The sequence below is a fragment of the Catalinimonas alkaloidigena genome, from assembly GCF_029504655.1.
GTDB classification, from domain to species: Bacteria; Bacteroidota; Bacteroidia; order Cytophagales; family Cyclobacteriaceae; genus Catalinimonas; species Catalinimonas alkaloidigena.
Genome location: NZ_JAQFIL010000001.1, coordinates 792,075 through 804,558 on the forward strand (window position 1 = coordinate 792,075; position 12,484 = coordinate 804,558).

General features: G+C 45.1%; 6 protein-coding genes. 5 read left to right on the forward strand and 1 reads right to left on the reverse strand.

The genetic code is table 11. The features are described from left to right. On the forward strand, positions 1-2,130 hold the full coding sequence (locus tag OKW21_RS03345; protein WP_277477274.1) for a S9 family peptidase: 2,130 nt from the start codon (positions 1-3) through the stop codon (positions 2,128-2,130). A 293-nt stretch (positions 2,131-2,423) separates the two neighbouring features. On the opposite strand, the gene OKW21_RS03350 is transcribed toward OKW21_RS03345, so the two are convergent. After that, on the reverse strand, positions 2,424-3,434 hold the full coding sequence (locus tag OKW21_RS03350; protein ID WP_277477276.1) for a GntR family transcriptional regulator: 1,011 nt from the start codon (positions 3,432-3,434) through the stop codon (positions 2,424-2,426). 228 nt (positions 3,435-3,662) lie between these two features. Between OKW21_RS03350 and OKW21_RS03355 the strand changes: the two genes are divergently transcribed. Genes OKW21_RS03355 through OKW21_RS03370 form a run of 4 tightly spaced genes read left to right on the forward strand, consistent with a single transcriptional unit; the run spans position 3,663 to position 12,433 of the window. Then, a complete protein-coding gene (locus tag OKW21_RS03355; protein WP_277477278.1) occupies positions 3,663-5,351 on the forward strand; it encodes a sodium:solute symporter family protein in 1,689 nt (562 codons plus the stop codon). Beyond that, positions 5,348-7,627 (forward strand): FAD-dependent oxidoreductase, encoded by a 2,280-nt coding sequence (locus OKW21_RS03360; RefSeq protein ID WP_277477280.1) that lies wholly within the window; start codon positions 5,348-5,350, stop codon positions 7,625-7,627. The genes OKW21_RS03355 and OKW21_RS03360 overlap by 4 nt, the downstream gene beginning before the upstream one ends. Positions 7,628-7,663: 36 nt before the next feature. Then, positions 7,664-10,720, forward strand: a complete 3,057-nt coding sequence (locus OKW21_RS03365) for a SusC/RagA family TonB-linked outer membrane protein (RefSeq protein ID WP_277477282.1) — start codon at positions 7,664-7,666, stop codon at positions 10,718-10,720. An 18-nt stretch (positions 10,721-10,738) separates the two neighbouring features. Then, positions 10,739-12,433, forward strand: coding sequence for a RagB/SusD family nutrient uptake outer membrane protein (locus tag OKW21_RS03370; protein WP_277477284.1), 1,695 nt, complete (start codon positions 10,739-10,741; stop codon positions 12,431-12,433). The last annotated feature ends 51 nt before the right edge of the window (positions 12,434-12,484 follow it).

The following is a 12,484-nucleotide window of genomic DNA, read 5'->3' on the forward strand; positions in this document are numbered from 1 at the left end:
GTGTTTTTACTTCTGTGTACTTATTCTTTCCATACTTCTGCGCAGCAGCGGGATTTTACGCTGGAGCAGGTTACTTCTTATCCATTTCCCAATGCACTCACTTCAGGAGGAGAGAACCGGATTGCCTGGGCTGTAAATGCGCTAGGAAAAAGAAATATCTACGTAGCAGAGGGATCTGATTTTGAAGTCCGCCAACTTACGAATTACCAGCAGGATGATGGACAGGAATTGTCATCCGTGATCCTCTCACCCGACGGGAAATGGGTCGTGTATATCAGAGGGGGTGATTTCGGCAGCAATTGGGATGATGCCCGTCCGGTAAATCCCGCTTCTCAGCCAGTACTTCCTAAAGTCCGGTTATGGAGCATCCCTTTTGATGGTGGTGAAACAATATTGTTGGGAGAGGGGATATCGCCTGCCATTTCTCCCGACAGTAAGCAGGTAGCTTTCATCAAAAACGATCAGGTATGGACAGTACCCGTAGATGGAAGTAAGGAAGCCGAACAGCTTTTTTATGCCCGGGGTGAGAGCGAATCACCAGTCTGGTCGCCCGATGAGAGTATGCTGGCCTTTACCTCCGACAGAGATGATCATTCTTATGTAGGCATCTTTGAGAATCGTGAAACACCCATACAATGGATAGCCCCTTCCTTTCACTTTGACAGTAACCCAAGCTGGTCACCTGATGGTCAGTCACTGGCATTTATACGACAGCCAATAAGGGCTGGAAAGCCCGACTCTATCCTGGCGGCAATACCTCGTCCCTGGTCGGTGATGAAAGCAGAAGTAGTTTCTTCCAAAGTGGCTTCGGAGGAAGCGGCTTCGGAGGAAGTAGAAAAGCTATGGGAATCTCCCCATACGATGCGAGGCTCAGCGCCTACCACACAGGGGAGGTTCAACCTCAATTATGCTGATGGTCATATTACTTTTCTGTCTTATCATGATGGCTGGCCTCACCTGTACAGCATAGATGAGCAGGGAGGAGATCCTTTGCTACTTACTCCCGGTGACTATATGGCCGAGTATATTTCACTGTGCCCTGACAAAAAATCCCTGGTGTTTACCGCCAATACCGGCCCCGATGAATTTGATATTGACCGTAGGCATATTGTCAAAGTTTCGGTAGATAAGGCAGATGCTCAGGTAATGACGCCCGGTAAAGGCAATGAATGGACCCCGCTGATTACCGGAGATGGTGAAAGTCTCATTTATCTGAGTGCTGGAGCCAAAAGGCCTCCTCTTCCGGCTGTAATGAATCTGGCGAGTGAAGAACCAGACTTAATTGGTGAAGAACTGATTCCAGCAGATTTCCCTACAGATCAGCTTGTAGTACCTGAGCAGGTTGTTTTTGATGCTCCCGACGGAAAGCAAATTCATGCTAGCATGTTTAGTACTGAGAATGGCGAGGGGCAGAAACCCGCAGTGATTTATGTGCATGGTGGGCCTCCCCGCCAGATGTTGCTGGGTTGGCATTACTCTTCGTATTACTCTAATGCCTATGCGCTAAATCAGTACCTCGCCAGCCAGGGGTTCGTGGTACTATCGGTAAATTACCGGCTGGGCATTGGCTATGGTTATGAGTTTCACAGGCCTGTAGATGGTGGATCCCGAGGAGCATCAGAATATCAGGATGTAAAAGCAGCGGGAGAATGGTTGGCGGAACAGTCATTTGTAGATCCTGACAGAATTGGTATCTATGGTGGCTCCTACGGTGGTTATCTCACGGCCCTGGCATTGGGACGCGATTCCGACCTCTTCGCCGCGGGAGTAGATATTCATGGCGTACACAATCGTGTAGGGGGACGCTACGCTTTTGATGCTGCTGAGTATGAGCAGGCTCCTGATTTGCAAGAGGCTATGGATGTAGCCTGGCAATCTTCGCCGGTTTCGGCAGTAGACAGCTGGACATCTCCCGTTTTGATTATTCACGGAGATGATGATCGTAATGTAAACTTTCATCAGAGTGTAGACCTGGTAGGCAGGTTGATGAAAAAAGATGTGCCTATGGAAACTATCGTGATTGTAGACGATACACATCATTTTATGAAGTATGCCAACCAGCACAAGGTAAACGAGGCTGCCGCGGAATACCTCATCAGGAAGTTAGGCGCAGTAAAATCTACTCCTTAAGTGATGGATGTAAGCAAGGAGCTTATGGCTAAGGGTTTGCTTTATATTCTTGTACATTTCCAGTTTGTGAAGACACAAGCTGAGGCGCAGAAGCCGTGGGCCTGCGTCGCACTGGCTCCACAGTCCGATTCAGAAAATGTACCGTAGTATGGATTAGACCAAAAAAATGCTGCTGATTAGACCTGATTTTTATTCTGGCAAAAATATTTATGGTACTATTGCTTCCTCCTTACTCAAAAAATCATAATAGATTGACCTTGACGGGGTTTTCTTGTAAATGTAATGCTCTACCCTCATAGAGACTTACGGATAATCAGTTTGGTGGTATTGGCGACTTTCTTTTTTTTACCGCTAATAATCATTTCAGCTGCTTTTTTACCCATACTGGCAAAGTCAGTAGTTATTACCGTGATGCCACCTTCCAGTACTTCTTTTACGGGGGTATCATTATAGGAAATGAGGCCAACTTCTCTTCCTAATTGCCAGCCCTTTTCATGAGTCAGTTTGATGATTTTGACTTCGTCAATGTCATAAGCGGCGAGGGTGATATAAACGTTATTCTGATGAAAATTTGTGATATCAATGCCATCCACTTCCTGATGTTTGAAATGATGTTCTTTACAAAACCGCAGGAAGCCTTTTCTTGCACGGGCCAGGTGGAAAAGGGTAGAGGGAGCTACGAGTGTGAGGCAATCGTATTGTTGGAGCAGTTCATAAGCTTCTTTCAGGGAACGGTAAATGTCATTTTCAAAGTCCTGATATACGCTGGCATACTCCTCACCCATGCTTTTCTCCAATGCATCCAGAATAATCAGTTTGTCTGAAGGAATTTTTTGTAGCACGGCTCCTACATCACCCTTTAAATATGTGACTATGACGAAATGGGTATAATTCTGTAGGTTATTTTCAATCAGTTGCTGAAAAAGCCTGAAATTATGGTGATGGAAGTAGACATCTATTTCTCCGTATTCTATGAGTGTGTCATAGAATGCATGATAAAGTTCATCCTTGAAAGTGGTCATTTTATCCAGCATGAAGAATATACGCAGCCCTAATCTGACATCAGTTCTTTGTACATAGTATCCCTTGCGAAAGACAGCACGGATAATGCCTTGCTCACTGAGGTAATTCAGCCCTTTAAGTGCTGTTTCCCGGCTCATCTTCATGTTTTTGATGATCTCGTTTACCGAAGGAAGGCGGTCATCCTGCTTGAGCTTACCTTTCTCGATTTGTTCTATTACCACATCAGCCAGCTGAAGAAACTTAGGTCTAGTAGAGTTCTGGCCTGTATTGGGTAGTGTCATACTGAAAGACTTGCTGTTGAGATTTTTTAATAGTAAAGCTTGAAATTACTTTCAATAAAATACAATTAAAATAATTCACATAATTTAAAAATTTGAATAAAAAATTACAAATATTCAAAAAAACATAAATTCAAAAAGTTTATTTTTTCATTAATGGATAATATTTAATAATATTACTGACCAGACCAAACCAAACCAGATTTTGCTAAAACAACCTAAATTATATTCATGGAAATATTGGACTACATCGTCATTGCTGTTTTTACCCTGATCATCGTTGGGGCAGGAATGTCTTTCCGGAATGGTAATGCGAACCTGAAGTCATATTTTGCCGCGGGAGGAGCTGTGCCCTGGCCCATCAGTTCTCTGTCTCTCTTCATGAGTTTCTTTTCTGCGGGAACATTCGTAGTCTGGGGTTCTATCGCCTATGAATATGGTCTGGTAGCTGTTTCCATACAGCTTACCATGTGTGTGGGTGGATTTTTGGTAGGTATGTTTATTGCACCTGCCTGGAGAAAAACAGGAGCACTCACTGCAGCAGAATTTTTAAGAAATCGCCTAAACGCTAAGACGCAGCAATTTTACACCTACCTGGTGCTCTTTATCTCACTGGGCTATACAGGTGCGTTTCTATATCCGGTAGCCAAGATTATCAATGTTTCTACGGGAATTGACATTAGTAGCTGTATTATAGGATTGGGTATACTCATTATTCTCTACACAGCCAGCGGAGGGCTTTGGGCAGTGATTGTTACCGATGTTTTGCAGTTCGTAGTACTAACCGCAGCGGTTTTGATTGTGGTGCCTTTAGCGATTGATAAAGTAGGAGGGTTTGTAAATTTTCAGGAAAGTGTGCCAGCTGACTTCTTTGCTATTACGCAGGGAGAATACAGCTGGACTTTTCTAATAGCTTTCAGCATTTACAACGCCATTTTTATTGGTGGCAACTGGGCCTATGTACAGCGCTATACCTCGGTCTCCAGCAACAGGTCGGCCAAAAAAGTAGGCTACTTATTTAGCTTTCTTTATTTGGTTAGCCCGCTGATCTGGATGCTTCCTCCTATGCTTTACAGAGGAGTGAGCACAGATTTGAGCGGGTTGGAAAATGAAGGAGCCTATCTTTTGATGTGTCAGGCAGTATTACCAGCCGGTATGATAGGTTTAATGTTGGGAGGGATGATATTTGCCACGGCCAGTTCAGTAAATACTACGCTCAACCTGGCATCTGCCATATTTACCAATGATTTATTTAAAGTATTTCGTCCCTCGGCCTCCGAAAAAAAGGTGATGCAGGTAGCCAGATTGGCTACTGTCGTTTTTGGGATAGGTACCATACTGGTAGCGCTGATGGTGCCTGCTGTCGGCGGTATTGTGGAAGTAGTCCTGAGTATTGGCGCAGTAACGGGTTGCTCCCTCTACGGGCCACCCATCTGGGCGCTCTTTTCCAAAAGACATACCTCTGTTTCCATACTTTCCTGCACCATTCTAAGCTTAGCTATCAACCTTTTTTTCAAGTTTCTTAGTCCCCTTTTTCTGGATATTACATTAGGCCGTTCTGCTGAGATGCTGTTGGGGGCTATGCTGCCTTTCTTGCTACTTGCCATCTATGAGGTGTATGCAGTTGTAAAAAGCAGCGTGAGCAAGGAATATCTGAGATATCAGGCGGACTGCCTTGCGAGCAGTAAAATTGCTGAACAGGAATCGGAGGATGAAGCCTCATTATCAGAAGAAAATCGCTACGGGATTAAAGTCTTGTCTTATACACTTAGCGCTATTGGAATACTGATCGGCATACTTGGGGTAATTGCTAACTCTAATGGGTGGCTGGTAGCAGGTATGGGGCTTCTCATCGTGCTGGTAGGCCAATGGCTCAATCAAAAGAAAAAAATGAAAAATCTTAAATCAGAAAACGCATGATCAGGGAGGGTTTTAAAAGTAAAAGACAGCTCAGGGAAGAGCCTTACTCGGCAGATCTGGTAATCGTAGGAGGAGGAATGTCGGGAGTGTGCTGTGCGATTACAGCTGCCAGAGAAGGGCTGAAGGTAGTACTGGTTCAGGATCGTCCGGTTTTAGGAGGGAATGCTTCCAGCGAAGTCCGTCTCTGGATCCTGGGGGCTACTTCTCATATGGGTAACAATAACCGCTGGGCCAGAGAAGGAGGAGTGATTGATGAAATTCTTCTGGAAAATGTCTACCGGAACAAAGAGGGTAACCCCCTGATGCTGGATACCATTCTGCTGGAGAAAATCAAGCTTGAAGAGAATATCACCTTGCTGCTAAATACGGCAGTGTATGAAATTGAAAAAAAGTCAGACAGGGAGATCAAAGCTGTAAAAGCATTTTGTAGTCAAAATTCTACCCAATACCGACTGGAAGCTCCTCTTTTCTGTGATGCTTCCGGTGACGGAATAGTGGCCTTTTTGTCGGGTGCTTCTTTTCGTATGGGTGCGGAACCACCTGAAGAGTTTGAGGAAGGGTTTGCCCCTGATGTAGAAGATTATGGAGAGTTACTGGGCCATTCTATCTATTTCTACACCAAGGACGCTGGCCACCCTGTCAAGTTTCAGGCGCCATCATTTGCCATCAAAGATGCGGGTGAACTTCCCCGAATCCGCAACTTCCAGTTGCAGGACCACGGTTGTCGCCTTTGGTGGGTAGAGTACGGAGGAAGGATGGATACCATACATCAGGCAGAAGAAATCAAATGGGAATTATGGAAGGTGGTCTATGGAATTTTTGACTATATCAAAAACAGTGGAGAATTTCCTGAAGCAGAAAATCTGACGTTGGAATGGTTAGGTACTATTCCCGGTAAGCGAGAAAGTCGCCGTTTTATCGGGGATTATATCCTCAACCAGAAAGATGTGGTAGAGCAAAGAGAGCATGAAGATGCGGTAGCGATTGGGGGATGGTCGCTGGATCTGCATCCTGCCGATGGGGTATATAGTGATAAAATGGGCTGTAACCAATGGCACAGCAAGGGTGCTTATCAGATCCCCTACCGCTGCTACTATAGCAAGGACATCTCAAATCTCTTTCTGGCCGGCCGTATCATTAGTGCTACTCATGTAGCTTTTGGCTCCAGCCGGGTGATGGCTACCTGTGCCCATGGCGCGCAGGCGGTAGGCATGGCCGCTTCATTATGTAAAGCATATCAGCTTAAACCTGTTCAAATCTATCAGCAAGGTAAAATCAAAGTGCTGCAAAACAAGCTTAACCTGAGGGGACAGAGCATACCTGATACTCCTTTGGAAGGAGAAGAAAATCGCTTGTATAAGGCAAAAATAGAAGCCTCCAGCACGCTGAATATTCATGAAATTCCATTTGACGGGCCTTGGATGTCGCTGAAGCATGGTGCTGCTCAAATGCTGCCTCTACAGGCCGGACAAAAATATCAATTCAGGCTACTTATCAATGCCGAAGAAGTCACTGAGCTAAGCTGTGAACTGAGAGTAAGCAGCAAGGTAAAGAATTATACGCCTGACATCACACTCAGCAGTAAAACGCTCTCATTGCATAAAGGTGAGCAGTACCTGGATATCTCTTTTGATAAAACGCTCAAAGAAGATCAATATGCTTTTTTGACATTCCTCAATCATGAGCATGTACAGTTGAAAGGAAGTCGACAGAGGCTGAGTGGTATCCTTTCAGTATTCAACCACGGAAATAAAGCTGTTTCCAACACAGGAAAGCAGGAGCCTCCCGAAGCATTAGGCATAGACAGTTTTGAGTTCTGGACACCTATCAGGCGCCCTGAGGGACACAATATAGGCATGCAAATCAGCCCCGGTCTGGAAGCTTACGGGACTGAACTACTCTTGAATGGTTTTACGCGTCCTTATATAAGAAGCAATGCATGGGTGGCCAATCCGCTGGATACGCATCCCACCTTACAGCTACAGTGGACAGAAACTCAGCAGATCCAAAACATTCAACTGCATTTTGATACCGATTTTGATCATCCGCTGGAATCTTCTCTCATGGGACATCCGGAACATGTAATGCCCTTTTGTGTCAGAGAATATATTCTTAGAGATGAAACAGGAAAGGTAATTCATCATGAAAAAGAAAATCATCAAACCATCAATAATATCAGACTTGATCAAGTGATTCAAACTAAAAGCCTGACAATAGAACTGCTGCACCCCTCAGCGGATGTTCCGGCAGGCTTATTTTTTATACATCTAACATAAAACTAATACACATGTACAACCTAAACATCAGTGCTTATGAAAGCTTTTAAACTATGTGCGATACTGCTTCTTGTCAGCATGCAGTTGCTGGCACAGGAGAGAAACGTCACGGGTACTGTGACATCCTTAAATGATTCTGGTCCATTGCCGGGAGTCAATATACTGGTAAAAGGCACTACCCAGGGAACGGTAACAGATGTGGAGGGAAATTACTCCATTACTGTACCTGGGTCAGATGCGGTGCTGGTTTTCAGTTCCGTAGGTTATGAGACACAGGAAGTAAATGTAGGTAACCATTCTACAATTGACTTAGAACTTTCTCCCGATCTGCAAAGCCTGCAGGAAGTCGTAGTAGTAGGGTACGGTGAACAGCAACGAGAAAACCTTACCGGTTCGGTAGAAACCCTGGAGGGACAGGAAATCTCCAGACAACCCGTGATGCAGACCTCCCAAGCCTTGCAGGGCAAAATGCCGGGCGTTACTGTAACATCAAATTCCAGCCAGCCCGGAGCGGATGGCGCTACCATCAGAATTCGTGGAATAGGCACATTGGGTAATTCTAATCCTTTGGTATTGATTGATGGAGTGCCCGGCGATATGAATGGCGTAGATCCTCGTGACATAGCAAGCATGTCAGTCTTGAAAGATGCGGCGGCGGCTTCCATTTATGGCTCCCGTGCAGCCAATGGTGTAATACTGATCACTACCAAAAGAGGTGCAAGCGGAGAGTTCAAAGTAAATTATAGCGGCTATGGAGGATGGCAGCAGCCTACCAACTTTCCCGAATATCTGGGGGGCTATGAGTATATGACCTATCATAACCTGGCCCGCGAAAACCTGGGACAGGACCCGCTTTACAGCCAGGAGTCTATCAATGAGTGGCAACAAAATTATCAAAGTAATCCCGACCTCTACCCCAATACTGACTGGATAGATGAGGTGTTTACCGAAAATGGTTTTCAGCAGCATCATCACCTGAGCTTGTCAGGAGGTAATGAATTTGCTAAGGTTTTAGGCTCCGTCTCTTTTATGGACCAGAACGGTAATGTGCCTAATTATAATTTCAAGAGGTATCAGGCCAGACTGAATACTGATCTCACTGTATCTGAAAAGCTATCGGTTAACTTTGACCTGAACATCAGGAGATCTATCCGTAATCAACCTTCCGGAAGTCTGGATGATGTGATCCGGCAGGCCTATAGAATTCCGCCCATTGCCGCGGCCGTTTACTCAGATGGTAGCTGGGGGCCGGGCTGGAATGGGAAAAACCCTGTAGCTATAGCAAATGAAGGAGGTTTTGATGAAGATCAATACAATTACTTCCGGGGAATTTTAAGGGCCGTATATCAGCCCCTTGAAGGAATGGAAGTATCATTTATGTATGCTCCTGAATACACAGATGATGTAGGTAAAGAATTTACCCGTAATTACGAAGTCTACAACTTTGAAACAGCTGACCTGGAGTATGTTTTTCCGGGAAGAAACTCTCTTTCACAGTACAACCAAAGGGCGCTGACTAACAACATGAACGCAGTAGCCACCTACGAAAAGCAATTGGGTGATCACTTTTTCAAGGGCTTATTAGGCTATGAACTGATCACCTATCACTGGGACCGTTTTACTGCCTACCGTGATAATTTCCCACTGCAGGACTATCCCCAGCTCAACGTAGGTTCTCAGGAAAATATGCAGAACTCAGGCACTGCCGAAGAGTGGGGGCTACAATCTTATTTTGCCCGGCTTAACTACGATTTTCAGGGGAAGTACTTACTTGAAGCAAATGTAAGAAGAGATGGCTCATCCCGCTTTGCCAAAGGCAATCAGTACGGTATTTTTCCAGCCTTCTCAGCCGGATGGAGAATCTCTGAAGAAGCTTTTATGTCCAACGTGGGTTTGATTAGCAACCTAAAGCTAAGAGCTTCATGGGGACAGTTGGGTAACCAGAATTTAGTGGATAACAATAATAATCCTATCATTTATCCTTTTGCTTCAGTGATAGCATTGGGCAATGATTTTCTATTCGGCGGTACCCCCCAAAGCGGAGCTGCCCAAACTGATCTGGCCAATAAGGATATCAGTTGGGAGACCACGGAAACGACAAACTTCGGCCTTGATGTGGGAATGTTTGCCAATAGGTTTACTCTTTCGGCTGAGTATTATATCCGCAATACCAAAGACATACTACTTCAGCTGCCTATACCTGTTACTATTGGACTGAATGCCCCTTTCCAGAATGCCGGACAGGTAAAAAATGCCGGCTGGGATCTGGGATTAGGATGGAGAAATAATGCAGGTGAATTTAGCTACAGTATCAACGCCAATGTTTCAAACGTAATCAATGAAGTGACTGATCTTGTAGGAACAGGCCCCTACATCAGCGGCTCCAGCATTATCAGAGAAGGTGATCCTATCAACTCCATCTACGGTTATCAATCCATCAGCTATTTCCAGACCCAGGAAGAAATAGATAATGCCCCGCAACAATTCGGAGCTTTGGCCCCTGGAGATATTCGTTATGTGAATATGCTGACCGAAGATACGAACGGTGATGGAGTGCCCGATGAAGTGGATGATGCGATTAATTCTGAAGACAGGGTTATCATCGGAAATCCCTTTCCCAGATTGACATATGGATTAAATATATCGTTGGATTATAAGGGCTTTGACCTTTCAGTTTTTGCCCAGGGGGTAGGTAAAAAAGACCTTTACCTGAGCGGAGATGCGGTATGGGCCTTCCAGAATGCGGGTAAAATACAGGACTGGCATCTGGATTACTGGACACCTGAAAATCCGGATGCAGCGCATCCTCGTTTGGTGGCTACTACCAGCCATAACAATTATGAAACCTCAGACTTCTGGGTTTGGAATGCATCCTATTTGAGGTTGAGAAACTTAACCCTCGGATATACTTTCTCCGATCAGGTAATACAGAATGATTTTCTTGACAACCTGAGAGTTTACTTCTCCGGACAAAACCTCTTTACCATTGACAATATGCCCCAGGGAATTGATCCTGAAGCACCCAATGGTACGGCAGGGGCGGCCTATCCGATTACCTCAGTCTATACTTTCGGACTAAACCTCAACTTCTAACCTAAAACTGCTTAAATCATGAAATTGATACATAAAATATTTAGCGTACTGCTATTGCTTTTTGTAATAAGCAGTTGTGAAGATGCCCTTGAGAAATTACCTCTGGATGCGCCTTCTGATGAAACCTTTTTTTCCAATCAGGCTGAGTTGACCTTAGCTATCAATGGCGTATATCGCGATCTGTACTGGCGTTCAGGGGGGATGCCTTATCCGCTAACCCTGGATAATGCTACCGATCTTGGTTTTCTGCGCTCAGACTTTAGTGGAATGCAAACCTACTCTCGTGGTGCACATACTTCAGAGACTTCCGGATTTGCCGAAACCTGGGAAAAGATGTACAGTGGTATCAACCGGGCTAATAACTTGCTGGTCAATATGGAAAGAGCTCAGGATGTTGTTACTGAGGATTTTTATACAAGGATACAGGCAGAAGCCAGGTTTTTGCGAGCTTATTTCTATTCCTGGCTGATAGCACTGTACGGTGATGTACCCTATGTGACCGAGATACCTTCTAATATAGATGATGCAAAAGTGGCAAGAACGCCCAAAGCAGAAGTATATGCCAATATCATAGATGACCTCGATTTTGCTGCTCAGAACTTGCCAGAAAGTTGGGGAGGTTCAGAAGAAGGCAGGGCTACGCAAGGGGCGGCACTTGCCCTTAAGGCCCGCATTGCTTTGATGAACGAAGAGTATGAGGTGGCGGCGCAGGCAGCCCAGAAAGTGATAGACGCTCAGGTATACAGCCTGCATCCCAATTACGCTGAACTATTTACCTATGCCGGAGAAAGATCGGAAGAAGTGATTTTGGACATGCCATTTCTGGTAGGCTTTCTGGATACTCCTATTCCCAGAGAGCAGGGCCCTCGTAATACCAGCTGCTGGAGTCGTTTTGTGCCTTCACAGTTCATGATTGATTCTTACGAATGTGTAGATGGTTTGCCAATTGACGAATCTCCTCTTTATGATCCGGCAAACCCTTTTGAAAATCGTGACCCCCGCTTAGACGCTTCCATTATCAGGCCTCAAAGTCTGTTTGCCACTTATGTATTTGAGACCCATCCTGACAGCGTAGAAACCTGGCAGGTTGTAGATGGAGTACAGAAACGTGTGGCTAACCAGGATGTTACCAATCCATTTGCGTCTTTTACGGGTTATCTTTGGAGAAAGTACACCAGCGAAGAGGACCTACCCATCAACCGCCAGAATTCTCAGCTGAATTTTATCCTGATGCGTTATGCTGAAGTGCTGCTTACCTATGCAGAAGCTAAAATTGAGATGGGCCAGGTAGACAATAGCATCCTGGACGCCATTAATGCCATAAGAGCAAGGGCTTATCAGGTAGATCCTTCCCAGACCAGCGAGTATCCTGCTATCACTACTACCAATATAGAAGAGCTAAGAGCTATAGTGCGGAGGGAAAGGAAAGTAGAACTGGCCGATGAGGGATTTCGTATGCTGGATATCCACCGCTGGCGCATTGCGGATCACGTGATGTCAGGTACTTTGGTGGGACGCCCTAAAGGCGCTTATGTAGATTTGAATGCTGCCCCTGAAATTGATGAATTTGGTCACCCCAATTACGGAGGTATGGCTGACTTATATAGGGCGGTAGACGAAAGGGTATTTAACGCTGATAAAGATTATCTATGGCCTATTCCTCAGAAGGATATGGACGTCAACAATCAGTTGGAACAAAATCCCGGGTACTAACCCATTGAGCAAAGCACCTTCTTCTAATAGAGAAGGTGTACTTTACACATA

What these genes read in the sequence shown, in the direction of transcription:
- OKW21_RS03365 (WP_277477282.1), top strand. Translation starts at nt 7,664, where the DNA reads ATGAAAGCTTTTAAACTATGTGCGATACTGCTTCTTGTCAGCATGCAG.
- OKW21_RS03360 (WP_277477280.1), top strand. Translation starts at nt 5,348, where the DNA reads ATGATCAGGGAGGGTTTTAAAAGTAAAAGACAGCTCAGGGAAGAGCCT.
- OKW21_RS03350 (WP_277477276.1), bottom strand. Translation starts at nt 3,434, where the DNA reads ATGACACTACCCAATACAGGCCAGAACTCTACTAGACCTAAGTTTCTT.
- OKW21_RS03355 (WP_277477278.1), top strand. Translation starts at nt 3,663, where the DNA reads ATGGAAATATTGGACTACATCGTCATTGCTGTTTTTACCCTGATCATC.
- OKW21_RS03370 (WP_277477284.1), top strand. Translation starts at nt 10,739, where the DNA reads ATGAAATTGATACATAAAATATTTAGCGTACTGCTATTGCTTTTTGTA.